Raw genomic sequence first — 23,845 nt, forward strand, 5'->3', positions numbered from 1 at the left:
GTTGCGCCTGCCTGCAGATAGGGACAGCAGGGTCACGAGGTCAAGGGTGTTGCACCCGGCCGGTAGAGTTTCGGAATAGAAAACCCCGCCGCAGCCTTCAGGGCCACGGCGGGGCTCAGTCAAAACGTCACGCTCTATCAGCCGTTGGCGATGTACTGGCCGCCGTTGATGGTTATCACCGCGCCGGTCATGAAGGCGGCCGCGTCGGAGGCGAGATAGACCACCGTCTGGGCGATTTCCTCCGGGTGGCCGAGACGGCCGACCGGGATGCCGGCGACGATCTGCTGCAGCACCTTTTCCGGCATGGCGGCAACCATGTCCGTGTTGATGTAGCCCGGGCAGACCGTGTTGACGGTAATGCCCTTGAAGGCATTTTCCTGCGCCAGCGCCTTGCTGAAGCCGATCACACCGGCCTTGGCGGCGGAGTAGTTGGCCTGGCCCATCTGCCCCTTCTGACCGTTGATCGAGGAAATGTTGATGATGCGGCCCCAGCCCCGGTTGCGCATGCCCTCGATGACCGGGCGGGTCATGGTGAACATGCTGTCGAGGTTGGTGGACATCACCGCGCGCCACTGCTCGAACGTCATCTTGTGGAACATGCCGTCACGGGTGATCCCGGCGTTGTTCACCAGGATCTCGACCGGACCGAGCTCTGCTTCCACCTTGGCAATGCCTTCGGCGCATTCCTGCTCATTGGCCACGTCCCATTTGTAGACGTGAATGCCCGTGGCCGCCTTGAAGGCTTCGGCCTTTTCGGTGTTGCCGGCATAGGTGGCGGCCACCGTGTAACCGGCGGCCTTCAAACCCAGAGAAATGGCCTCACCGATACCGCGGGTGCCACCGGTGACCAACGCAACCTTGCTCATTCATCTCTCCCCAGACTACGGGCCTGTTTCTTCAGCCCTGTTCCCGATTGAACTTCCCGGCAGGCACCCCGCCGGGAAGGAACTGGACATGCAGGCTCTTGCGGCCCGCTTCGCGGCAAAGGCTTGTGCTTAGCGCTCGACGCAGAGCGCCACGCCCATGCCACCGCCGATGCAGAGCGTCGCAAGGCCCTTCTTGGCGTCGCGGCGGCCCATTTCGTGCAGCAGCGTGACGAGAATGCGCGCGCCCGAGGCACCGATCGGGTGACCGATGGCGATGGCACCGCCGTTGACGTTGACGATGTCCGGGTTCCAGCCCATGTCCTTGTTGACGGCACAGGCCTGCGCCGCGAAGGCTTCGTTGGCTTCCACCAGATCGAGGTCGGCAACGCTCCAGCCGGCCTTCTCCAGCGCCTTGCGCGAGGCCGGGATCGGGCCGGAGCCCATGACGGCCGGATCAACGCCCGCCGTTGCCCACGACGCAATGCGGGCGAGCGGGGTGAGGCCGCGGCGGGCAGCTTCGGCCGCGCTCATCACCACCAGCGCTGCCGCGCCATCGTTGATGCCCGAAGCATTACCAGCGGTGACGGAGCCTTCCTTGTTGAAGGCCGGGCGCAGCTTGGACATGCTCTCCAGCGTTGCGCCATGGCGGATGTATTCGTCATCCTCGATCACCTTGTCGCCCTTGCGGTCGGCGATGGTGACGGGCGTGATCTCGTCCTTGAAGCGGCCGGCCTTCTGGGCAGCTTCCGCCTTGTTCTGCGAGGCAAGGGCGAAAGCGTCCTGCTCGTCGCGGCTGATCTGCCACTTCTGGGCGACGTTCTCCGCCGTCTGGCCCATGTGGTAGCCGTTGAAGGCATCCCACAGGCCATCCTTGATCATGGTGTCGATCATCTTGTAGTCGCCCATCTTGTAGCCGGCGCGCATCGGAGCGCAGTGCGGCGAGAGCGACATGTTTTCCTGACCGCCTGCAACCACGATGCTGGCGTCGCCGCACATGATCTGCTGAGCAGCAATGGCAACGGTGCGCAGACCGGAACCGCAGACCTGGTTGAGCAGCCAGGCGGTGGAATCCTGGGAGAGGCCGGCGGCAATGGCGGCCTGACGGGCCGGGTTCTGCCCCTGACCGGCGGTGAGCACCTGGCCGAAGATCAGTTCGTTGACGTCTGCTGCATCCACGCCAGCCTTTGCCAGCGCTGCCTTGATGACGGCGGCACCCAGCTCATGGGCGGGCGTATTGGCGAAAGACCCGTTGAATGAACCCACGGCCGTACGGGTGGCACTGACAATAACGACGTCTGTAGAAGCGCTCATGAAGACCTCCTGAAACTGATTCCTCCCGGGATATGGCGGGTCCGCCGCTTGTTTTTTCTGACAGGACCACACTCCCCGCTCCGTCAGACTAGAGACTGTGAAACGCGACAAGTCAACCGCCCTTCGCGCCCGCAACAACCCGTATAGCGTGCACCACACACCCGATTTCGCCCCGCAACAGGAAAAGGCTGGCATGGGTGCCCGGCTTTGGCATAGTCTTGTCGCGGAGGACGCTGCAACACGGGGAAGATGTTGCAGCAAAAGAGGAACTTGCCGCCACCTGCCCCGCAAACCCGGGCAGGCAGGACAGGCAACCGGGAGCGAAAGAAAAGATGGCCAAGACCAGCGAGCCCACGATCATCAAGAAATACGCCAACCGCCGCCTCTACAACACCGGCACCAGCACCTATGTGACGCTGGAGGATCTGGCGGTGATGGTCAAAGGCGAAGAGGATTTCGTCGTTTTCGACGCCAAGACCGGCGAGGACATCACCCGCTCCGTCCTGACCCAGATCATTTTCGAACAGGAAGGCAAGGGCGGGCAAAACCTGCTGCCGATCACATTCCTGCGCCAGCTGATCCGCTTCTACGGCGACAGCATGCAGGGTCTGGTGCCGAGCTTTCTGGAGTTCTCGATCTCCTCGCTCACCAAGGAGCAGGAGAAGCTGCGGGCTCAGATGAGCGAAGCCTTCGGCGCCAGTGCTTTCGAGGCAATGGAAGAGCAGGTCAAGCGCAACACCGAAATGTTCGAGCGGGCGATGAAGATGTTCATGCCCTTCTCGCTGCCCGGCGCCGCCGCCCCCGGCACGGCCGCAGCCCCTGCCGCCGCACCGGAAAAACCGGCCGCCTCCGCCGGATCGGATCTGGACGACATGAAGAAGCAACTGGCCGCCATGCAGAAAAAGCTCGACGCCATCAGCGGCAGCAAGGACTGAGGCAGCCTCCCGGCGCGCCGTCTCACCAGACCGCGCTCACGTCCGCGAAATACCCTGGACGTGAGACGGCAAGGGCCGCGGGCGCCTCTCAGACGGCAGTGTTTGAACCGGGCTGCCAGCCAGGCACCAACTCCTCTCCCCCTTGAGGGGGAGATGCCCCCGGCAGGGGGCAGAGGGGGTGACGGACTGTCCATTTATGCGAGAGGCAGAACCCTGTTGAGACGCTGATACCCCCCTCTGTCTGCTGGCGCAGACATCTCCCCCTCAAGGGGGAGAGGGGCTCTGCGGCAAAAGAAGAATGTGCCCCTTACGTCCGATTGTAAGAGCCGGCCCCTCAGCCGCAGTCCGGCTTGAAACCGGCGGCTTCAATGCCCGCCACGGCGCAGGCCTCGTCATTGTCCGAGGTATCGCCGGAGATGCCCACGGCGCCAAGAATCTCCCCTGCCCCATCGCGGATCAGCACGCCGCCGGGCACCGGCACGATGGCACCGCCCGAAATGCCATTGAGCGCCTGGACGAAATGCGGCCGCTCGGCAGCGGCCGTGTTGAGCCAGCGCGACCCAGCCCCAACCCCGACAGCACCGTAAGCCTTGCCGAAGGCAATCTGCGGCCGCAGGATCGAGGAATTGTCCTGCCGGACCATGGCGACCAGATGCCCGCCGGCATCGATCACCGCCACGGTCAGAGGCTTCAGCTTCAGGCTCCCCGCTTTTGCCAGAGCGGCAGAGATGATTGTCTGTGCGGATGAAAGTGTCAGTTTGCTCATGGCCCGGCTTCTCCTCTAGACTTGCTCCATGCAGGGCCTCATCGCCCTGCCCTTCCATCTGGCTACCAGATCTTACGGACGGGACACAGCGGCAGCAGCGGGTAAAGATCTGCGCCGGGAGGGAAACAATGGGCGAGGGAGAACACGATCTTGGCGCGAAACTTTGAAATGCCCGGCCGCTCGCCGGTCTATGCCACCAACGGCCTTGCCGCCACCTCCCACCCGCTGGCGACGGCCGCCGCCCTGGAGGTGCTGCAGGATGGCGGCAACGCGGTGGACGCGGCCATTGCCGCCGTCGCCGTGCAATGCGTGGTCGAGCCGCATATGACCGGCATCGGCGGCGATTGCTTTGCCATCGTGACGGAAGCCGATGGCCGCATGGCGGGCTTCAACGGTTCGGGCGCAGCACCAAGCGGCGTTTCCTCCGCAGCCTTGCGCGATGCGGGACTGGCCAGCATCCCCCTCGAAAGCGCCCACGCGGTGACGGTGCCCGGCGCGGTGCGCGCCTGGGAGACCCTGCTGAAGGCCCACGGCACCCGCTCCTTCGCAACCCTGTTCAAGCGCGCCATTGCCTATGCCCGCGACGGCTTTGCCGTGGCGCCGCGCGTCGCGCTCGACTGGCCGGCCTCCATCGCCAAGCTTTCGGCCGATGAAGCAGCGGCCAAGACCTACCTGCCCGGCGGCAGGGCGCCGGAAGCGGGCGATATCATGCGGTTCCCGGCGCTGGCCGACACGCTGGCCGCCATCGCCAGCGGGGGCGCGGATGCCTTCTACACCGGCCCGGTAGCCGAGGACATCGTTGCAACGCTGAAGGCGCGCGGCAGCTATATGACGCTGGAGGATCTGGCCGCCTGCCACACCACCGCCGTTGCCCCCGTCACCCGAGACTACCGCGGCTACACGGTGGCCGAGCTGCCGCCCAACGGCCAGGGCATTGTTGCGCTGATCATGCTGGGCCTGCTGGAACGCTACGACCTTTCCAGCCTCGATCCGCTGGGCGGCGAGCGGCTGCATCTGGAAATGGAGGCGGCCCGCATCTCCTATGCCATGCGCGACCGGTTCGTCGCCGATCCGGGACATATGGATGCCTGCCACATGTCCCTCTTCGCCGATGACATGATCGAAAGACTTGCCCCGCTTCTCAACCCTGCTGCACGCACGCAGGACCTGCCCCTGCCCAGCGCCCCGCCGCAGACGGATACCGTCTATCTGACCGTCGCCGACAGCAGCGGGCTGACGGTGTCCTTCATCAATTCCATCTTCCACAGCTTCGGATCGGGCATTCTGGCGCCCAACTCCGGCGTGCTGCTGCACAACCGGGGGGCCAGCTTCAAGGTGGCGCCGGGCCATCCCAACACCATCGAGGGCGGCAAGCGGCCCATGCACACAATCATTCCCGCCTTCGTGCTGAAGGATGGTGCGCCGTGGATGTCCTTCGGCGTCATGGGCGGCCAGTATCAGGCCTGCGGCCACACCCATGTGCTGACCAACATGATCGACTATGGCATGGACGTGCAGCAGGCGATCGACTTCCCGCGCATCTTCATGGATGACGGTTTCAGCTTCCTGCAGGCCGAGAGCGGCATTCCGGCAGAAAGCCTCGACGTGCTGCGCGCCAGGGGCCACATCGTGAAGCAGGCACCTGCACCGATTGGCGGCTCGCAGGCCATCCGCATCGACCGCAAGCGCGGCCTGTTCATCGGCGGTTCCGACCCGCGCAAGGATGGCCACGCGGCGGGATACTGACCCCGAAAAGGCGAGAGGGCGGCTCCCCCCGAAACCGCCCCCTCCTGAAGTCCCCACCCGGGGACCTCGTATCAGCACTGATACCTGTCTTCAGAAACTGGCTGACACCACGAAACCGGCCGGCCGGCGGCGCGGGCTGGCGGCCGTGCGCCGGTAACTCACCGCCGCATCGCTCCCCGCATCATCATTCAGCGTACCGGCATCACGCATGGCGATGAGCTGAGCCAGAAACGCCGCATCGGGCCGGTACATGGTGAAGCTGGCGGTGCGCTCCTCGGTGCGCAGCACCATGGGCACGGGAACGGAGGGCGGCGTGCGGCGCAGCTCTTCGGCCTGCGCGGCGGTGGCAGCTTCGGCCTTGGCTCTCGCTCTGGCACTGCGGCGGGCGGCGGCACGCTCTTGGGCTCGGATAGGATCGATACGCAACGGATCTGCCTCTGCCTGTTTCACTTCGGGACGCCCTCACGGGGCTTGTCCTGAAAGTCGCAAGGCATGTGCCAGCAGGCCGGATCGCGTTAACTTTTTAACATTGAATTTATTGAGAAATTTCATTTAATGGTTAACGCCACAGGCCACAGGAAGACCTGAAGCGCTCAAGACACTGAGATTCCGTCCGAATCTTCCCGCCCCGCCACCCGCTTCCGGCGGCCCTTTGCGCCGTACTGGCGCCCCGGGGCGGGCATAGTGCGCAGGTCAGGTCCATGCCTCCGGTCCGCCAGCCTGTCCCGTCCCGGCACCCGGCCCCGCTTTGGCACAGAAATGGGGACGTGAAATGGGACGGGATGGCGATGGAGGGGTTCATGCATCAATCCACTCCAAAAAGAAAAAGGCGCCCCCGTTTCCGGGAGCGCCTTGCGATCATGCGATCACGCCGCGAGGGCCAGACTGCTTAGGCAGCCAGAGCACCCTGAGCCTTCTCGACCAGAGCCTTGAAGGCTTCCGGCTGATGGATGGCGAGATCGGAAAGGACCTTGCGGTCGACTTCGATGCCAGCCTTGTTGAGGCCATCGATGAAGCGGCCGTAGGTCAGGCCCAGCTCACGGGTGGCAGCGTTGATGCGCTGGATCCAGAGCGAGCGGAAGTTCCTCTTCCTGACCTTGCGGTCGCGGTAGGCATATTGTGCTGCCTTTTCGACGGCCTGCTTGGCCACGCGGATGGTATTCTTGCGGCGGCCATAGTAACCCTTGGCTGCCTTGATAACCTTCTTATGACGGGCATGGGCCGTTACGCCCCGCTTGACACGCGCCATTGGTAGTCTCCTTGATTGTCAGGTGGCGTTAGGCGTTCGGCATGTACTGCTTCACGATCTTGGCGTCCTGCGGCGACAGCGTGGTGGTGCCACGTGCGTTGCGGACGAACTTGGCCGTGCGCTTGATCATGCCATGACGCTTGCCGGCCTGACCGGTCTTGACCTTACCGGTCGCGGTCAGCTTGAAGCGCTTCTTGGCTCCAGACTTGGTCTTCAGCTTGGGCATTTTGCATCCTTTCATTGGCGCGGGCCAAAGCCCGCTCGTTTGTTGGTGCATCGAGAAGCCGCCACGGCATGCCCTGGTTCTCTTGGGACCCGCCTGCGCAGTCTGATTTGTTTCAGGAAAACAGGTCAGAAAACGGCAACAGACAACTGGTCCACGGAGAGCCGGACGACTCTGGACCGGAGGCTTATAGGGACAGCCAGCCGCCTTTGCAACCGGATTCATGCGGGCACAGGATCACCTGCATCACAAAAGCAGGGCGGCCACGGATTGCTCCGCAGCCGCCGCACGAATCTTTTTCCGGAAAAGGCTCAGCGCTGGATCGGCGACAGAACCATCACCATCTGGCGGCCTTCGAGGCGGGGCGCGGACTCGACCTTGGCGATTTCCGCCGTCTCGTCGCGCACCTGCATCAGCAGCTTCATGCCAAGATCCTGGTGAGCCATTTCACGGCCCCGGAACCGGAGCGTGACCTTCACCTTGTCGCCTTCAGAGAAGAAACGCATCATCGCCTTCATCTTCACTTCATAGTCATGAGTGTCGATGTTCGGACGCATCTTGATCTCCTTGATCTCGACGGTCTTCTGCTTCTTGCGCGTTTCAGCTGCTTTCTTCTGCGCCTGATACTTGAACCGGCCGTAGTCAAGGATCTTGCATACGGGCGGCTGCGCATTCGGCTGAATCTCGACCAGATCGAGACCGGCCTCCATCGCGATTTCGAGAGCTTCACCGGTCGGGACAATGCCGCGGTTCTGGCCTTCGTGATCAATCAGCTGGACTTCGCGAACGCGAATTTCTTCATTGGTGCGCGGGCCATCCTTCGTGGGAGGCGGGGCGCGGAACGGACGGCGAATGGTCGCTATCTCCTCTATCGTTGCAGCACGGTCATGTGGCAGTTCCCGCAAGGGCACAGAGCACCATTCCAGAACGGGAACAGAGCACCACTCCAATGCACTTCAGCCCCGCACGCTTACGCCGGGGCCGCGGCCACATCCAGTGTGGCAGGAACGGACAAAGCATTGGCCGAAGCGCAGAGAAAGTCAACCTTTCTTGCAAGCCGGCGATCATTCTGCCCTGCGGCCAAGCAGCCCGGCATAAGCTTCAAGCGTGGAAGCGCACATGGCTTCCACCGTGAAATGCCGTGCCACATGCCCCTGCGCCCGCTCCACCAGCGCCGCCCTTGCATCAGGGGAAAGCGTCAGAATGCCGGCAATGGCACCGGCCAGCGCGGCGGCATCCCCCGGCGGCACACGCCAGCCGGTGCGCGCGTCTTCCGGCACTTCCGGCGGGGCCAGCACCGTCTCCGGCACGGCGCCCAGATCCGACACGATCACCGGCACGCGGGCCGCCTGCGCCTCCACCGCCGCCCGGCCGAAGGCTTCAGGCTCAATCGACGCCACCACGGAGAGGGAGGAGAGGGAAAGTGCGGCGGGCACATCGGCACAGTGCCCCACCAGCCGCACGTCGCCTTCCAGACCGGCAGCGGCAATCTGCGCCTTCAGTTCGGCCAGATAGCCGCTGCGGCCCTGATCATCCCCGGCAACGATGGCGAGCGGCAGCGCCGCGCCCTGCGCCTTCAGCTCCGCCAGGGCGGCAATCAGCACCTTCTGCCCCTTCCAGCCGGTCAGCCGGGCCAGCTGCAACAGAATGGGCCGGGACCCGTCCACGCCCCAGGCCTCCATCAGCGCCACACGCCGCTCCGCCGTCACCGCCTCGGGCGCCAGCGCGGCGATGTCCGAGCCCCGGTAGATGACCGTAATCTTGCCGCGGGCAAATTCATGACGGGCAGCAATGAGATCTGCCGTGTAGCGGGAATTGGCGATGACACAGTCGCCCCGCGCCATCACGGAATTATACCAGGACTTCAGCGCGCCCTTCTGCTTGTAGATGCCGTGATAGGTGGTGACGAAAGGAAGCCCGAGCCCGCGCGCCGCCATCAGCGCCGACCAGGCGGGTGCACGGCTGCGGGCATGGATGAGCGAAATACTCTCCGCATGCGCCACCTGCTTCAGCCGCCGTGCATTGGCAAGGATCGTCAGCGGGTTCTTGGATTTCACCGGCAGGATGATGTGCTTGGCGCCAAGGGCTTCCAGCTCCGGCACCAGCCGCCCGCCTTCGCTGACGACAACCGCCCGCCAGCCCTTGGCCACCAGCGCCGCAGCCACATCCACCGTGGTGCGCTCGGCCCCGCCGGTGTTAAGATCCGGGATGACCTGAAGCACGGCCGGGCGGGTGGTGGTGTCGCTCTTCACAGGCAGGGCCCTTCAATTTGCCGCCCGCCTGTGCCACACCGGCCCGCAGCAGGACTGTTACAGCGGAGCCTTACATTGGATCAGGACGGCCTTCAATTCCTCACCCTCGGCCATGGCGCGGATGAACGGCAGATCGCGGTGAAGACGGAACCGGGCAGGCAGCCCGGCCTGTTCTGGCTCTCCGGCTTCAAGTCCCACATGAACGGCTCCAAGGCCGAGGCACTGGCGGCCCATGCGACGGCGCGCGGGCAAGCAGTGACGCGCATGGATTACTCCGGCCACGGCCTGTCGGGCGGCGCTTTCGAAGACGGCACCATCTCGCGCTGGCTGGAAGAGGCGCAGGCCGTGTTTGACCGCTGCACCAGCGGCCCGCAGGTCCTCATCGGCTCGTCCATGGGCGGCTGGCTGGCGCTGCGGCTGACGCAGGAGCATCGCAAAGCCGCACTGGCCGCCGGGCAGCCGAGCCGCATTCGCGGCCTCGTGCTCATTGCTCCGGCCACGGACTTCACCGAGGAACTCATCTGGAAGAAGCGGCTGGACGAGCAAGGCCGGGAGCAGCTGATGCGCGAGGGCCGGATCGAGCGCCCCTCCGCCTATGGGGACGGGCCTTATGCCATCACCCGCCAGCTGATCGAGGATGGCCGCAATCACCTGCTTCTGGACAAGCGCCTCGCCACGGGCTGCCCGGTCACCATCCTGCAGGGGCGCGAGGACCCGGACGTGCCCTGGCAGCATGCAAGCCGGCTGGTGGAGGCTCTGGCGGAAGATGATGTCACCTTCACGCTGATCCCTGATGGCGATCACCGCCTGTCCCGCCAGCAGGATGTGGACTTGCTCCTGCAGGCGGTGGACCGGCTTTCGGGCCTGAAGGCCTGAACCTCAGCGGTTGAAGACGATGGTCTTGTTGCCAACGATGATCACCCGGTTTTCCAGGTGATACTTCACGGCACGGGCCAGCACCCGCGCCTCGATGTCGCGGCCGCGGGCCGCGAAATCATTGGCCGACAACGAGTGGTTCACCCGCTCCGCGTCCTGCTCGATGATCGGGCCTTCGTCGAGATCCGCCGTTACGTAGTGAGCTGTCGCACCGATCATCTTCACGCCGCGCTCATGCGCCTGATGATAGGGCCGCGCCCCCTTGAAGCTTGGCAGGAACGAGTGGTGGATGTTGATCACCTTGCCGAACAGCCGCTTGGACAGGGTGTCGGACAGGATCTGCATGTAGCGGGCCAGCACCACCAGATCTGCACCGGTCTCCTTCACCAGTGCCAGCAGCTTGTCTTCCTGCTCAGCCTTGTTGGCCTTGGTCACCGGCCAGTAGTGGAACGGAATGCCCTCGTGGGTAGCGGTGCGGGCGCTGTCCTCGTGGTTGGAGACAATGGCGGCGACCTCCGCATCCATCCAGCCGACGCGGATCTGATAGAGAAGATGCAGCAGCGCATGGTCGAACTTCGACACCATGATGATCATCTTCTTGCGGCGCGACATGTCGGTAAGTTCGGTCTTCAGGTCGAAGCGGTTCACCACGGGCGAGATGGCATTGGCAATCGCGTCCCGGCTGGTTTCATCCGGCACGATGAATTCGATCCGCATGAAGAAGCGGTTGGTCACCCGGTCCCAGAACTGATCGCTCTCGGCAATGTTGGCGCCAAGATCGGCCAGCTCGGTGGTGATGGCCGCCACGATTCCCGGACGGTCTTCGCAGGACAAGGTCAGGACAAAAGACTTCATTTTGAGGACCAATCTTGTTTTCCAGTCAGTGGGCGAGCCTTGTAAATCAATTCGGCGGAAAGTGCAGTGCGCTTTTCTGTCCACCCGCTTGAGATCATCTCAGCTTCGGCCAATTGCGCCTCCGCACTGGTCCGTTTCCGTCACCAGGCGGCACGGAAAACGCCATGCAGCAGACGGTGAAAGGCAAAGCCTCACGGCGTGCGGCTGATGCCGGACTTGACACGGCGCAGAGGGATTGAGCTTTCGATGCTGGAAACGCAGGCAAGCTTTGTCAGCCGGCCGGTCAGAAACGCCTCGAACCCCGCCAGACCATCCGTCACCACCCGCAGCAGATAGTCCCGGTTGCCCGTCATCAGCCAGCAGTCCACCACTTCGGGAAAGGCGCGCACTGCCTCCTCGAACTGGGCCAGTGCCTGATCCACCTGCCGGTCGAGCTTCACCGACACGAAGACGGAAACGGAAAACCCCAGCGCGGCCTCGTCGATGAGGGCGGCATAGCCGGTAATGATGCCTTCCGCCTCAAGCTGGCGCACGCGCCTTGCCACCGGCGTCGGACTCAGGCCCACGCGCTCGCTTAGATCCTGCACGCTCAGGCGGCCATTGGCGCCCAACTCCCGCAGGATACGGACATCAAATTCATCAATCCTGGCTGTTTCCACCACCAGAACTCCAAAATTGGAGAAAACCAGCAAAACACTGCGCCTGAAAGGCGGAAATAGCAAGGACACACTCCGCCACTTCATCCCATGATGGGATGCCGGAAGGAGAGAACAACCATGTCCCATCAGCATCTCAAGACCATCGAGCAGCGCCTGCTCTGGCTGTCGCACTGGATGATCCACAACGCCAACCATCTGCGGCCCAAGGCGGACGGCATCAAGATTGGTGGCCATCAGGCTTCATCCGCCTCGATGGTGTCGATCATGACGGCGCTCTATTTCTCGGCCCTGCGGCCGGAAGACAGAGTGGCGGTGAAGCCCCATGCGGGGCCGGTGTTCCATGCGATGCATTACCTGATGGGCAACATCGCCCGCGAGAAGCTGGAGAATTTCCGCGGTTATGGCGGGGTGCAGAGCTATCCGAGCCGTACCAAGGACGTGGATGACGTGGATTTCTCCACCGGCTCCGTCGGCCTTGGCGTTGCCATCACCTCCTTTGCCTCCATCGTGCAGGACTACATCTCCGGCAAGCCCTGGGGCAAGGATCTGCGCCAGGGCCGCATGATCGCGCTGATGGGCGATGCGGAGGTGGACGAAGGCAATGTGCATGAGTGCCTGCAGGAAGGCTGGAAGCACGACCTGCGCAATGTCTGGTGGATCATCGACTATAACCGCCAGTCCCTCGATGGCGTGGTGCATGAGGGCCTGTGGGCCCGCATCGAAAAGATCTTCGAAGCCTTCGGCTGGGATGTGGTGAAGGTGAAATATGGCGTGCTGCAGCGCGCCGCCTTTGCCGAGCCGGGCGGTGAGCGCCTGCGCGCCTGGATCGACGCCTGCCCGAACCAGCTTTACTCCGCCCTCACCTTCAGCGGCGGCGCCGTCTGGCGCCAGCGGCTGATGGATGATCTGGGCGATCAGGGCGATGTTTCCGCCCTGATCGCCCGGCGCAGCGACGCAGAACTCGCCGCGCTGATGGAAAATCTCGGCGGCAACTGCGTGGAAACCATGGCGCAGACCTTCGCCGGCATCACCCATGACCGGCCGGTCTGCTTCCTCGCCTATACGGTGAAGGGCTGGGGCACGCCGATTGCCGGGCACAAGGACAACCATGGCGGCCTGATGACCAAGGCGCAGATGCAGGACTGGCAGGCCCATATGGGCGTGCCGGAAGGGCAGGAATGGGAGCCTTTCGCAGGTGTGAAGGACCGGGCCGGACTGCAGGCCTTCCTGAAATCCGTGCCCTTCTTCGCCGCAGGCCGCCGCCGTCACAGCAGTGACAGGGTCAGCGTCCCTGCCTTGCCCGCCCCTTCGGGCGAACGCGAGACCTCCACCCAGATGGCCTTCAGCCGCATTCTGGATGATATCGGCCGCCAGAAGAGCGAACTGGCGGAGCGTATCGTCACCCTCTCCCCCGATGTCACCGGCACCACCGGCCTCGGCCCCTGGGTCAACCGGCGCAAGCTCTGGGCCCGGAACGCCAGAGCCGATCTCTTCCGCGCCCAGAACATTCCTTCCACCGCCAAGTGGGACTTCGCCCCGGAAGGCCAGCACATCGAGCTGGGCATTGCGGAGATGAACCTCTTCCTGCAGCTTGCAGCGGCGGGGCTTTCATCCCCCCTCTTCGGCAAGCGGCTGCTGCCGGTCGGCACGGTCTATGATCCCTTCGTCTGCCGTGGCCTCGATGCCCTCAACTATGCCTGCTATCAGGATGCCCGCTTCCTCATCGCCGGAACGCCTTCGGGCATAACGCTTGCCCCCGAAGGCGGCGCGCATCAGTCGATCAACACACCGCTCATCGGCATGTCGCAGGACGGGCTGGCCGCCTTCGAGCCCGCCTTTGCCGCCGAGCTGGCGCTGATCATGGGCTGGGCCTTCGACTACATGCAACGCGAGGGAGAGGCCACACCCGATCCGTTGAACCTGCTCCCGGATGCCAAGGGCGGCGCGGTCTATCTGCGCCTGACGACCCGGCCCATCGAACAGGCCACGCTTCCGGCAGGTGAGGCCTTTGCCGGCGATGTGATCAACGGCGCCTACTGGCTGCGCCCGCCGGGGCCGAACTGCGAGGTGGTGATTGCCTATCAGGGCGCCGTGGCGCCGGAAGCCATTGCCGCTGCCGGCTATATCGGCGAAGGCCGCCGCGATGTGGCCGTGCTGGCCGTTACATCCGCCGGGCGCCTGCATGCGGGCTGGACGGCGGCCCAGCGTCTGCGCCGCAAGGGCGGACTGCCGCCCTTCGGCCCGGCAAGCCATGCAGAACGCCTGCTGTGGAACCTGCCGCGCCATTGTAAGCTGGTGACTGTGATCGACGGCCACCCGGCCACGCTCTCCTGGCTTGGCAGTGTCTGTGGTCATCAGTCGCTGGCACTCGGGGTGGAGCATTTCGGCCAGACCGGCACCATCGGCGATCTCTACCGCCACTTCGGCATCGACACGGCCTCGATCGTTGCCGCCGTCTCCAGCCTCACCGCCGGCCGCCAGCTGCGGCAGGTTCCAGCATAAAACAACAACGGGGAGCCAAGGCTCCCCGTTCATACATTCGGATTGCGCTCAGTCCTTGCCCGCATGCCGGTCCTCCGGCTCCACAAGCATCTTGAAGGGGTCGGCCAGCGCAGCTTCCGGGCGGCTGACCGGATAGGCGCGGTTCGAGGTGCGGGCGGCCAGCTGTTCCGGCCCGTCACGGCGCAGCAGCGCACGGAAGCTCGGGTGCATGCCGCCGTCCACATAGGACACCACATGGTTTCCGCGGCTTGAGGCAATCGCCTTGTCCACCTTCAGCTTTTCCGCTTCCAGCTGGGCCACCAGTTCCGGTTCCGGCGGAACGGCCACCTCCGGGCACGGCGCCAGCGGATTACGTGGCGTGCCGTCCTTGAACTCGGTGTTGAAGACATAGCGCCTGCCGCAGGCTGCCACCTTCGGCTGCTGCTTCGTCAGTTCGAAACTGTCGTAGCCTTCCTTGAGCGTCCGCCAGAACGGCATTTCCGGATCGGACCGGTGCAGAGCCATGTTCTCCGCCGTCATGCGGAAGGGATAGGCCTGCACCTGGAAAGCGGCCTGACCGGAGGCCAGCGCCTTGGCGACAATGGCGTAAATTTCGCCCGCCGCCTGATCGGTCATCGCATAGCAGCCGGAAGACGAGCAGGCGCCATGCACCATGAGCGCATCCCCCGTGTAGCCCAGCGCCGATTCCAGCCGGTTCGGATAACCGAGATTGAAGGAGACGTAATACTGCGACTGCGGGTTCAGCATCCCCGCTGACACATGGTAAAAGCCCTCGGGCGCCTGACGGTCTCCCTGCTTGCGCTTCGGCCCCAGCTTCCCGGACCAGCGGCACATGGGATAGGTCTTGAACAGGGCATAGCGCCCGGTCTTGTCCACCTTCCACACCTCCAGCTCGCTCTCCTGCTTGAAGATGCGGACCAGCACCGGGCTTTCCGGCTTCATGTCCTTCTTCGCCATTTCGGAGATCGTGGCGCTGGAAAGGCGCGGCGCATTGCGCGACAGGTTTTCGTAGTCCGGCCCGGCACAGCCGGCGAGAGCAAGCGCCATGACGCCCGCAAGGACGAACCTGCGCAAGGACCGCAGCCCCTGTCTCGAACGGCCTTGGGGTTGGATGGATGTGCCGGGCGGATGGAACAGCGAACTCATTCTGGCAGTATCTTCAGCTTCCGGTCCTGAGCCCCCCGGAGCGGGTGGTGGCATGGATATGCGTCAACATCAACCGAAGTTATTACCGGTGCGTTAAGGATGTGAACACGTTCAGGTGAGCCGCGGGCTGGCGCAGCAAACCCGCCGCTGTAAGGGCCGGTCAAGCCTTGCCTGGCCTGACCCTAAACCCCAGCCGGATCTGTTTTTCGATCTCCGTCAGGGCGAAGAATACCACGCCGGCCGCGACGATCAGAAGCCCGTCGGCGAAAGGCACCGCCTCAGTCCCCAGCAGCATCTGCAAGGGCGGCAGATAGGTGGCGGCGAATTGCGCGGCGGTGACCGCCAGAACCACCGTCCAGACCACCTTCGTCCCTTTCACCGCCGCCCATGTGAGGGAGGTGCCGTAGATGTTGCGGATGAAGAAGAGGTGGAAAATCTCGAGCACGACAACGGTGTTGACCGAGATGGTCTGCGCCAGTTCCAGCGAGTAGCCGCGCGCCAGCGCATAGTTGAACATGCCAAAAACGGTTGCGACGAAAAGGCTGCCGACCAGCACGATGTGCCAGGCCAGATCCCCCGTCAGCAACGGCTCATCACGGCGGCGCGGCGGGCGCGCCATCGTGCCGGGCTCAGAGGGTTCAAAGGCGAGCGCCAGCCCCAGCGTCACGCTGCTGACCAGATTGATCCACAGCACCTGCACCGCCGTGACCGGCAGGGCAAGGCCGAGAAACAGCGCCAGAATGATCGGCAGGGCCTGACCGGCATTGGTCGGCAGCGTCCAGCTGATCACCTTTTTCAGATTGTCCCACACCGTGCGCCCTTCGCGCACAGCGGCGGCGATGGAGGCGAAATTGTCGTCAGCAAGCACCAGATCTGCGGCTTCCTTGGCCGCTTCCGAGCCCTTCAGCCCCATGGCAATGCCCGCATCGGCACGCTTCAGGGCCGGGGCATCATTTACCCCGTCGCCCGTCATGGCCACGGAGAGGCCCCGCGCCTGCAGGGCCGCAACCAGCCGCAGCTTGTGCTCGGGGCTGGTGCGGGCGAAGACATCGCAATCCACCACTTCCATGGCAAGCTGAGGGTCATCCAGCCTGTCGAGATCCGCCCCGGTGAGCACCCGGTGCGGATTTTCAAGTCCGATCTGCCGGGCGATGGCCGCAGCCGTTCCGGCGTGGTCACCGGTGATCATCTTCACCCGGATTCCAGCGGTCCGGCATTCGGCCACGGCCTCGACCGCCTCCGGGCGCGGCGGGTCGATCAGCCCGGCCAGGCCCAGGAACGTCAGGCTTCCGTCAAGGCTGTTCCGGTCGATTTCCGGACCCGTCTCGTGCCGCATGGCAAGGGCCAGAACACGCAGACCCCGTTTTGCCATGGCTTCGGCCCGGTCATGCCAGTGCGGCAGGTCAATCCCGTGGCACATGCGCAGCACCCGCTCCGGCGCACCCTTCACATGGGTGACGCGCTCGCCGCCGGCCTCCGCCAGGACCGCCATATAGCGGTGGCGGCTGTCGAACGGGATGACATCCAGCCGCTCGGCATTGATCTCGCCCGCAGCCTTGCCCGCCAGCGCAAGCAGCGCCCCTTCCATCGGATCGCCCTCGACGATCCAGTGCCCGGCCTTGCAGGCAAGGGCCGCATCGTTGCAAAGCGCGGCCGTCCGGGCGAGCTGAGAGAGATCTCCGCGCGGCTGGATCGCTCCGGAGGGGGCATAGCCGTCGCCTTTAACCTCGAACACGCCGTCCGGCGTCTCGACGCAAACAACCGCCATCTCGTTGCGGGTCAGGGTTCCGGTCTTGTCGGTGCAGATCACCGAGACCGAGCCGATGGCCTCGATGGCCGGAAGGCGGCGGATGATGGCATGGCGCTGCGCCATGGCCCTGACGCCGATGGCCAGCGTGATGGTGGTGACCGCCGGCAGGCCTTCCGGAATGGCGGCCACAGCCACGCCGACAACCGCCATGAACAGGGATGCAAAAGGATGGCCGCCGAGGAAATACCCCCAGGCCAGCAGGATCGCGGCGGCCAGAACGATCAGCAGCGAGAGCCAGCGGGCAAAGTGATCCATCTGCTCCACGAGCGGCGTCTTCAGCGTCTCCACGCCGGATAGAAGCCCGCCGATGCGGCCGATTTCCGTATGCGGACCCGTTGCCACCACGAGGCCGCGCCCGGAACCTTGCGTCACCAGCGTGCCGGACCAGAGCATGGACCGCCGGTCCCCCAGCGGTGCATTCTCCGCAACCGGGGCGGCGCTCTTGTCCGTGGGAACCGATTCGCCGGTCAGGATGGCTTCCTGCGCGCTCAGCCCATGGGCCTGCAGCAGCCGCAGATCCGCAGGCACCTTGTCCCCGGCCTCCAGCAGCACGACATCGCCCGGCACCAGCGCCGTGCCATCCACCGAAACCCGCTGCCCGCCGCGCAGGACAGCCGTCCGCGGCGCCAGCATGCTGCGGATGGCGGCCATCGCCGCCTCTGCCTTGCCTTCCTGCAGGAAGCCGATCATGGCATTGCCCGCCACCACTGCCAGAATGACGGCGGTGTCGATCCAGTGCTGCAGCAGGGCCGTCACTACAGCCGCCCCCAGCAGCACATAGATCAGCACATTATGGAACTGGGAGAGAAACCGGACAAGCGCGCTGCGCCCGGCAACTTCCGGCAGACGGTTGGGGCCGTAGGTCACCAGGCGGCTGGCCGCCTCTTCCGGGGACAGCCCCCCGGGGCCTGCGGACAATTGATCAAGGCAGGCCTGCGCGGTCTGGCTATGCGGAGAGGTCAGGGTCATGCAGTTTCTGGCTCCTTCGTCATCAGATGTCAGAGGGCCCTGCCCCCACGCGATCCTCTTTCAGATCCTTTCTCAGGCCGTGGCACGGCCTTCCGAGGCAATTTCAGGGATCTCGGTGCGCTCCTCCGCCTCGGCACCGCACAGCAGCTCTGCTGCCCGGTCCGCCGCATCCTGGAACGGCTCCAGCACCAGATTGACGCCCGAACCGGACAGGACGCCTGTGTCGTGAGCGGTGTGGGAGGCCGCTGCGATGCGCCCGGTAAAGCCAGCCGCCCGCGTCAGCTGGATCAATGTCCGGCGGGCATCCTCATGGCTGATCCCGGCCGGGTGGATCGGCACCGTGGAGACAATCCAGACCGCCTCACGCAATGGCAGTTCGGCGACGAATTCCGGATCGGTCGCATCCCCGAATTCGGCGGCAAGGCCAAGTTCCTTCCAGCGCTGCACGGCCTGCGGATTGAAATCGATGCCCAGCACCCGGATGCCCCGCCGCTGCAGCCGCATGCCGATGGCAGTGCCGAAGCGCCCGAGGCCGAAGAGAATGATCTGGAACCGCCCCTTGGGCAGAGGCGCAGCCTCCCCTGCCTCCCGGTGGGCATTGCGCCGCTCGAACAGGCCGAGCCAGGGCTCACACAGGGCATAGAGCTGATGGGAATAGGTGATCATGTAGGTCGAGGCGGCGATGGTGACGAGGCCAACCATGGTCACCAGCCCCAGCGCCTCGTCCGGCACATGACCCAGCGTCACGCCCATGGCGATGAAGATCAGCGAGAATTCGCTGATCTGCGCCACCGTCAGGCCGGCCAGAAAGCCGGTACGCTTGCGGTAGCCGAGTGCCCCCATGATCGCCAGAACGATCAGCGGATTGCCGATGAGCACGAACAGGGAAAACACCACGGCCCCGGTCACATGGCTGCCCAGCTGCGACAGATCCAGCGTGGCACCGAGCGCAATGAAGAAGAAGAGCAGCAGGAAATCGCGCAGCGGCCCGAGCCGGGCTGCAATGGTTTCCCGGTAGGCGGTGGAGGCCAGCGCCACACCAGCCAGCAGGCCGCCCACTTCCTTGCCAAGGCCGATCTGATCGCCGATGGCTGCAAACATGGCCGCCAGCGCAAGCGCGAAGATCACCAGCAGCTCCGGCACCCGGGCCAGCCATGCGGTGAGCGGATTGGCAAGATAGCGCACGAACAATACCACCGCTGCCACCATGGCAAGCCCCGCACCCATGATGGTGACGATGGAGCCATCCCCATGCCCGCCTTCTCCGGCAGCCCCGATTCCGATGGCCGACAGCACGATCATGGCAAAGACCACAAACAGATCCTGCACGATGAGGAAACCAAGAGCGATCTGGCCATGCAACGCATCGATCTCGCGCTTGTCGGACAGCAGCTTGACGATGATGATGGTGGAGGAGAACGTCAGGGCCACCGCCACATAGAGGCTGGTGACATGGCCAAGGCCCAGCGCAAGCCCGATCAGATAGCCGAAGAAGGCGGTGAAGAGCACCTGCCCCAGGCCGGTCATGACCGAAACAAGGCCAAGGGACCGGACCAGCTTCACATCCAGCTTGATGCCGACGAGGAATAAGAGAACCGCAATGCCGAGTTCGGACAGCAGCTTGATCTGCTCCCCGGAGTGAACGGCATCCAGTGCCGATGGCCCGGCGACCAGCCCGACAGCAATGAAGCTGACGATCAGCGGCTGGCGCAGCAGCGTGCCGGCAAGGCCGACGGCGGCAGCCAGCACAAGCAGCATCGAGACTTCGGTGAAAACACTCATTCGCTTTGCCCCTCCGCATGCGGCGTTTCAGACGGTCCGCAGGTCCTTGGCACGGTTTCATGGCGGCGCAGGAACTCGGCCAGATCCGCATCCGCGATCCGCCAGCCCCTGCCGATATCGATGGCCCTGAGTTCTCCGGCCTTGATCCAGTGCCGGACCGTGGCTTCGGCAATCTTCAGGCGGTCAGCGACCTCCCGGACGGTCTGATAGGTTTCGCAAGGCATCCTGACTGCCCCTGACTTCAATTCGGTGAAGCATAGCGGCGTTTGACATCTTTTGATTGAGATGGATCAATTCAGCAGCTGCCGATGCGTGCTTGTATGACGGGAAGACGGCCTGAACAGCCAAGGGAGGCGGCCCGTGCGGGATGTGAAGCGCCACCGTGAAACGTCAGGGTTTCAACCAAGGTGATCGGGAAGCCGCCAGGCAGCAGGATGGCTTGCCAGACGTCCGGGACCTGCCCGGCAGGCCTGTTCCGGCATCCCGCATGGGGGCAGAAGGAGGACACCATGGCACAGATGATGAAGGCAGCGATCTTCGCCGGACCCAACCGCATCGTTCTTGATGAAAAGCCGGTGCCGGATGTGGGCCCGCTGGACGCGCTGATCCGCATCACCACCACGACGATCTGCGGCACGGACGTGCATATTCTCAAGGGTGAATACCCGGTGGAACGGGGGCTGACCATCGGGCATGAGCCGGTCGGCATCATCGAGAAGCTGGGCTCCGCCGTGAAGGGCTACCAGGAAGGACAGCGGGTGATTGCCGGCGCGATCACACCCAGCGGCCACAGCGCGGCCTGCCTGTGCGGCTGCATGTCCCAGGATGGCGCTGGCACGAAACATGGCTTCAAGGCCATGGGCGGCTGGCGCTTCGGCAACACGATTGATGGCGCTCAGGCCGAATATCTGCTGGTGCCCGACGCAATGGTCAATCTGGCGCCCATCCCCGACGGGCTGACGGACGAGCAGGTTCTGATGTGCCCGGACATCATGTCCACCGGCTTCTCCGGGGCGGAAAGCGGTGCCATCAAGATCGGCGACACGGTGGCGGTGTTTGCGCAAGGCCCCATCGGCCTGTGCGCCACGGCGGGTGCGCGGCTGATGGGCGCAACGGCCATCATCGGGGTGGAAACCGTCCCTGCCCGCATGGAAATCTCCCGCCGCATGGGCGCGGACCACATCGTCGACTTCAGCAAGGGCGACCCGGTGGACGAAATCATGCGGCTGACGGATGGGCGCGGCGTGGATGTCGCCATCGAGGCCCTCGGCCGGCAGGAAACCTTTGAAGCCGCGCTGCGGGTGCTGCGCCCCGGCGGGACCCTCTCCTCGCTCGGCGTCTATTCCAGCGACCTCACCATCCCGCTCGGGCCCTTCCTCGCCGGACTTGGAGACCACAAGCTGGTCACATCCCTGTGCCCCGGCGGCAAGGAGCGCATGCGCCGGCTGATGGATGTCATTGCCTCCGGCCGCCTCGACACCAGCTCGCTGGTGACGCACCGGTTCAAGCTGGATGACATTGAAGCGGCCTATGACCTCTTCGCCAATCAGCGCGACGGCGTTCTGAAAGTCGCCATCACGCCCTGAAAATCTCCATTCCGGCGCTATGGCGCATAAAAAAGAAGCGGCGCCACCGGATGGATGGCGCCGCTTAATTTCATTCACATGGTTCGCTGGCACATGCCCCGTCGGCCGGATCAGTCCGAGCCGCGGGCGAGCATGCCCGGCGTGACGAAGCGCTTCTGATAGGCAAGCAGCGCCACGCCGATGGCAAGGCCGGCGAGATCGGAGATCAGGCCGCCCTGGATCATGCACAGAGCGCCGATCAGCAGCACCACGCGCAGGACAGAAGCGAGTTTGCCGAAGTACCAGCCCTGCACGGACGCCGAGAGCATGTAGATGCCGACGCTCGCCGTGACGAAGACATGCAGGACTTCCATCCACGTGCCCTGCATGAGCATTGCCTGCGAATAGAAGAACATGAAGGGCACGACGAAAGCGGCAAGACCGATCTTGAAGCTTTCGACCGACGTCTTCATCGGATCCGACCCCGACAAGGCCGCCCCCGCATAGGCGGCAAGCGCCACCGGCGGTGTGATGGCGGACATGACCGCGAAGTAGAACACGAAGAAATGCGCCGTCAGCACCGGGATGCCGAGGTTGACGAGGCCCGGTGCCACGACAGCGGCAGCGACCGCATAGGCGGCCGTCGTCGGCATGCCCATGCCCAGCACGATGGAAATGCACATGGCAAAGAACAGCGCCAGAAGCTGGTTCTGTTCGGCAATGCCAAGCAGCAGGCTGGAGAAGCGGGCACCAACACCGGTGAGCGCGATCACGCCGACGATGATACCGGCGCAGGCACACACCGCCACCAGCTGGATCGACATGCGCGCCGCCAGATCAAAGGCCTTGGCGAGAAGGCGCGGCCCCATCCGGTGCGGCGTGAGCCAGCTGACCACCGCCGCCGCCATCATCGACACCGTACCGGCACGGATCACAGAATAGCCGGCAAACAATGTGTAGATCAGCATGATGATCGGGATGAAGAGATAGACCTGCTTCAGCAGTTCCTTGAACACCGGCAGTTCTTCCTTGGGAAGGCCCTTCATACCCATCTTCGTCGCCTGAAGATCGACCATGAAGTAAACCGAAGCGAAATAGAGCACCGAGGGGATGATCGCCGCAATGACGATATCCGTGTAGGGGATGCCCGTCACTTCGGCCATGATGAAGGCGCCCGCGCCCATGATCGGCGGCATGATCTGCCCGCCGGACGAGGCAGCCGCTTCGACGGCAGCCGAGGTCTTGGCCGGATATCCGACCTTCTTCATCAGCGGGATGGTGAGCGAGCCGGTCGACACCACGTTGCCGGCCGATGTGCCGTTGATCATGCCCATCAGGCCCGAGGCCAGAACCGCCACCTTGGCCGGTCCGCCACGGGCGCGGCCTGCTGCTGCAAAGGCGAAGTTGACGAAATAATCGCCCACTTTGGAGGCCTGCAGGAAGGCGGCGAAGGTGATGAACAGGATGATGTAGGTGGAGGACACCGCCACCGGATCACTCAGGATGCCCTGATCGGTGAAGATGTAGGTGAAGAAACGGGTCGGCTCATAACCACGGTGGTTGAGGAAGCCGGGCAGGTAGGGGCCTGCAAAGGAATAGAGAATGAAGATCGAGGCGATCACCACCAGCGCGAGGCCGGCCACGCGCCGCGTCACCTCGAGAATGAGGATCACACCGACGAGTGCTGCATAATAGTCCGCCGGCTGCGCCATGGCGGTACCCGCGCGCAGGCGCAGCGGCCCGACGTTGAAGAGGATGTAGCCCAGAACCGCAATGGACGCGATGCCGAGGGCATAATCCGCCCAGCCGATGCGGGCACGGTCGCGGTTCGGCAGGAACCAGGCCCCGGCCAGAGCCGCAAGCGTGCCAACCAGAAGCGGCAGGCCGAAATTGGCGAAAACGAACGCCGGCGGACGCGGAATGCCGGCCAGCCAGTAGCCGCCCCAGGCATAGGCCACCATGGCAAAGCCATAACCGATGCCGCCGGCACCCACGGCCATGAACAGCCAGTCGAGCGGATTGCGGCGCGCCTCGGCGGGCGCCGTATGCGGCAGCTGCACGGCGGAATAGATCAGGAACCCGAGCAGCAGCCCGCCGCAGACGTGGATCAGGCGGTAGGTCCAGGTCTCCAGCGGGTAGAGGTTCATGACCCCGATGTGAAAGGCCGTATAGGCAATGCAGAGAACCGTGATTGTCAGGTTGATCCAGCTGCCATGCAGGCGCTGGTTGCTGGCAACCGGTTCTTCATCGACATTCTGGGCCAGAATCGGCCCGCTGCCCTTGGGCGCTGAGGCGTTGTCAGCTTGTGTCATGGTGTTCGTCCCGAATGGATA

General features: G+C 64.3%; 20 protein-coding genes. 5 read left to right on the plus strand and 15 right to left on the minus strand.

From position 1 onward, the window contains the following. Window positions 1–137: 137 nt before the first annotated feature. On the minus strand, window positions 138–866 hold the full coding sequence (phbB, locus tag ASC48_RS11285) for an acetoacetyl-CoA reductase (protein ID WP_055455833.1): 729 nt from the start codon (window positions 864–866) through the stop codon (window positions 138–140). A gap of 129 nt (window positions 867–995) precedes the next feature. After that, entirely contained in the window at window positions 996–2,177 is a 1,182-nt protein-coding gene (locus tag ASC48_RS11290; RefSeq protein ID WP_055455834.1) for an acetyl-CoA C-acetyltransferase, read from the minus strand. Window positions 2,178–2,509: 332 nt separating this feature from the next. Here ASC48_RS11290 and phaR point away from each other — a divergent pair, with 332 nt between their 5' ends. Further along, window positions 2,510–3,112: a polyhydroxyalkanoate synthesis repressor PhaR gene (gene phaR / locus ASC48_RS11295; RefSeq protein ID WP_055455835.1), complete on the plus strand. Its 603-nt coding sequence runs from the start codon at window positions 2,510–2,512 to the stop codon at window positions 3,110–3,112. 334 nt (window positions 3,113–3,446) lie between these two features. On the opposite strand, the gene ASC48_RS11300 is transcribed toward phaR, so the two are convergent. Further along, window positions 3,447–3,878: a GlcG/HbpS family heme-binding protein gene (locus ASC48_RS11300; protein ID WP_055455836.1), complete on the minus strand. Its 432-nt coding sequence runs from the start codon at window positions 3,876–3,878 to the stop codon at window positions 3,447–3,449. Between the two features lie 168 nt (window positions 3,879–4,046). Between ASC48_RS11300 and ggt the strand changes: the two genes are divergently transcribed. After that, window positions 4,047–5,624, plus strand: coding sequence for a gamma-glutamyltransferase (ggt, locus tag ASC48_RS11305; protein WP_055455837.1), 1,578 nt, complete (start codon window positions 4,047–4,049; stop codon window positions 5,622–5,624). A gap of 90 nt (window positions 5,625–5,714) precedes the next feature. On the opposite strand, the gene ASC48_RS11310 is transcribed toward ggt, so the two are convergent. The 5 genes from ASC48_RS11310 to ASC48_RS11330 form a co-directional block, all read right to left on the minus strand. Then, window positions 5,715–6,050, minus strand: a complete 336-nt coding sequence (locus ASC48_RS11310; RefSeq protein ID WP_141658924.1) for a hypothetical protein — start codon at window positions 6,048–6,050, stop codon at window positions 5,715–5,717. A 463-nt stretch (window positions 6,051–6,513) separates the two neighbouring features. Further along, window positions 6,514–6,873, minus strand: coding sequence for a 50S ribosomal protein L20 (gene rplT, locus ASC48_RS11315; protein WP_019965303.1), 360 nt, complete (start codon window positions 6,871–6,873; stop codon window positions 6,514–6,516). A gap of 28 nt (window positions 6,874–6,901) precedes the next feature. Next, window positions 6,902–7,099: a 50S ribosomal protein L35 gene (gene rpmI, locus ASC48_RS11320; protein ID WP_055455838.1), complete on the minus strand. Its 198-nt coding sequence runs from the start codon at window positions 7,097–7,099 to the stop codon at window positions 6,902–6,904. A gap of 308 nt (window positions 7,100–7,407) precedes the next feature. Further along, on the minus strand, window positions 7,408–7,950 hold the full coding sequence (infC, locus tag ASC48_RS11325; RefSeq protein WP_055455889.1) for a translation initiation factor IF-3: 543 nt from the start codon (window positions 7,948–7,950) through the stop codon (window positions 7,408–7,410). A gap of 210 nt (window positions 7,951–8,160) precedes the next feature. Continuing rightward, on the minus strand, window positions 8,161–9,348 hold the full coding sequence (locus tag ASC48_RS11330) for a glycosyltransferase family 4 protein (protein WP_082440094.1): 1,188 nt from the start codon (window positions 9,346–9,348) through the stop codon (window positions 8,161–8,163). A 75-nt stretch (window positions 9,349–9,423) separates the two neighbouring features. Between ASC48_RS11330 and ASC48_RS11335 the strand changes: the two genes are divergently transcribed. Beyond that, window positions 9,424–10,224: an alpha/beta hydrolase gene (locus tag ASC48_RS11335; RefSeq protein WP_055455840.1), complete on the plus strand. Its 801-nt coding sequence runs from the start codon at window positions 9,424–9,426 to the stop codon at window positions 10,222–10,224. A 3-nt stretch (window positions 10,225–10,227) separates the two neighbouring features. On the opposite strand, the gene purU is transcribed toward ASC48_RS11335, so the two are convergent. Both purU and ASC48_RS11345 read right to left on the minus strand, forming a co-directional pair. After that, window positions 10,228–11,079: a formyltetrahydrofolate deformylase gene (gene purU / locus ASC48_RS11340; protein WP_055455841.1), complete on the minus strand. Its 852-nt coding sequence runs from the start codon at window positions 11,077–11,079 to the stop codon at window positions 10,228–10,230. 191 nt (window positions 11,080–11,270) lie between these two features. Continuing rightward, window positions 11,271–11,741: an Lrp/AsnC family transcriptional regulator gene (locus ASC48_RS11345; protein ID WP_055455890.1), complete on the minus strand. Its 471-nt coding sequence runs from the start codon at window positions 11,739–11,741 to the stop codon at window positions 11,271–11,273. A 114-nt stretch (window positions 11,742–11,855) separates the two neighbouring features. On the opposite strand from ASC48_RS11345, the gene ASC48_RS11350 reads away from it, so the two are divergent. Continuing rightward, on the plus strand, window positions 11,856–14,240 hold the full coding sequence (locus ASC48_RS11350) for a hypothetical protein (protein ID WP_055455842.1): 2,385 nt from the start codon (window positions 11,856–11,858) through the stop codon (window positions 14,238–14,240). 48 nt (window positions 14,241–14,288) lie between these two features. Here ASC48_RS11350 and ASC48_RS11355 read toward each other — a convergent pair whose 3' ends face one another. The 4 genes from ASC48_RS11355 to ASC48_RS11370 form a co-directional block, all read right to left on the minus strand. Then, window positions 14,289–15,287: a L,D-transpeptidase family protein gene (locus tag ASC48_RS11355; protein ID WP_055455891.1), complete on the minus strand. Its 999-nt coding sequence runs from the start codon at window positions 15,285–15,287 to the stop codon at window positions 14,289–14,291. A 259-nt stretch (window positions 15,288–15,546) separates the two neighbouring features. Further along, window positions 15,547–18,165, minus strand: a complete 2,619-nt coding sequence (locus tag ASC48_RS11360; protein WP_055455843.1) for a cation-transporting P-type ATPase — start codon at window positions 18,163–18,165, stop codon at window positions 15,547–15,549. A gap of 72 nt (window positions 18,166–18,237) precedes the next feature. Beyond that, the gene (locus ASC48_RS11365) at window positions 18,238–19,947 is read right to left on the minus strand and encodes a cation:proton antiporter (protein WP_055455844.1); all 1,710 of its coding nucleotides are present in this window, start codon (window positions 19,945–19,947) and stop codon (window positions 18,238–18,240) included. Continuing rightward, on the minus strand, window positions 19,944–20,171 hold the full coding sequence (locus ASC48_RS11370) for a helix-turn-helix domain-containing protein (protein WP_055455845.1): 228 nt from the start codon (window positions 20,169–20,171) through the stop codon (window positions 19,944–19,946). The genes ASC48_RS11365 and ASC48_RS11370 overlap by 4 nt, the downstream gene beginning before the upstream one ends. 285 nt (window positions 20,172–20,456) lie before the next feature. Here ASC48_RS11370 and ASC48_RS11375 point away from each other — a divergent pair, with 285 nt between their 5' ends. Further along, on the plus strand, window positions 20,457–21,533 hold the full coding sequence (locus ASC48_RS11375) for an NAD(P)-dependent alcohol dehydrogenase (RefSeq protein WP_055455846.1): 1,077 nt from the start codon (window positions 20,457–20,459) through the stop codon (window positions 21,531–21,533). Between the two features lie 110 nt (window positions 21,534–21,643). Here ASC48_RS11375 and ASC48_RS11380 read toward each other — a convergent pair whose 3' ends face one another. Continuing rightward, window positions 21,644–23,824: a TRAP transporter permease gene (locus tag ASC48_RS11380; RefSeq protein WP_055455847.1), complete on the minus strand. Its 2,181-nt coding sequence runs from the start codon at window positions 23,822–23,824 to the stop codon at window positions 21,644–21,646. Between the last annotated feature and the right edge of the window lie 21 nt (window positions 23,825–23,845).

It is taken from the genome of Pannonibacter indicus, assembly GCF_001418225.1.
Lineage (GTDB): Bacteria > Pseudomonadota > Alphaproteobacteria > Rhizobiales > Stappiaceae > Pannonibacter > Pannonibacter indicus.

Bases quoted from the DNA above. Each gene is read 5' to 3' on its own strand.
- phbB (WP_055455833.1), bottom strand. From the start codon at position 866: ATGAGCAAGGTTGCGTTGGTCACCGGTGGCACCCGCGGTATCGGTGAG.
- ASC48_RS11290 (WP_055455834.1), bottom strand. From the start codon at position 2,177: ATGAGCGCTTCTACAGACGTCGTTATTGTCAGTGCCACCCGTACGGCC.
- phaR (WP_055455835.1), top strand. From the start codon at position 2,510: ATGGCCAAGACCAGCGAGCCCACGATCATCAAGAAATACGCCAACCGC.
- ASC48_RS11300 (WP_055455836.1), bottom strand. From the start codon at position 3,878: ATGAGCAAACTGACACTTTCATCCGCACAGACAATCATCTCTGCCGCT.
- ggt (WP_055455837.1), top strand. From the start codon at position 4,047: ATGCCCGGCCGCTCGCCGGTCTATGCCACCAACGGCCTTGCCGCCACC.
- rplT (WP_019965303.1), bottom strand. From the start codon at position 6,873: ATGGCGCGTGTCAAGCGGGGCGTAACGGCCCATGCCCGTCATAAGAAG.
- rpmI (WP_055455838.1), bottom strand. From the start codon at position 7,099: ATGCCCAAGCTGAAGACCAAGTCTGGAGCCAAGAAGCGCTTCAAGCTG.
- purU (WP_055455841.1), bottom strand. From the start codon at position 11,079: ATGAAGTCTTTTGTCCTGACCTTGTCCTGCGAAGACCGTCCGGGAATC.
- ASC48_RS11350 (WP_055455842.1), top strand. From the start codon at position 11,856: ATGTCCCATCAGCATCTCAAGACCATCGAGCAGCGCCTGCTCTGGCTG.
- ASC48_RS11355 (WP_055455891.1), bottom strand. From the start codon at position 15,287: ATGGCGCTTGCTCTCGCCGGCTGTGCCGGGCCGGACTACGAAAACCTG.
- ASC48_RS11360 (WP_055455843.1), bottom strand. From the start codon at position 18,165: ATGACCCTGACCTCTCCGCATAGCCAGACCGCGCAGGCCTGCCTTGAT.
- ASC48_RS11365 (WP_055455844.1), bottom strand. From the start codon at position 19,947: ATGAGTGTTTTCACCGAAGTCTCGATGCTGCTTGTGCTGGCTGCCGCC.
- ASC48_RS11370 (WP_055455845.1), bottom strand. From the start codon at position 20,171: ATGCCTTGCGAAACCTATCAGACCGTCCGGGAGGTCGCTGACCGCCTG.
- ASC48_RS11375 (WP_055455846.1), top strand. From the start codon at position 20,457: ATGGCACAGATGATGAAGGCAGCGATCTTCGCCGGACCCAACCGCATC.
- ASC48_RS11380 (WP_055455847.1), bottom strand. From the start codon at position 23,824: ATGACACAAGCTGACAACGCCTCAGCGCCCAAGGGCAGCGGGCCGATT.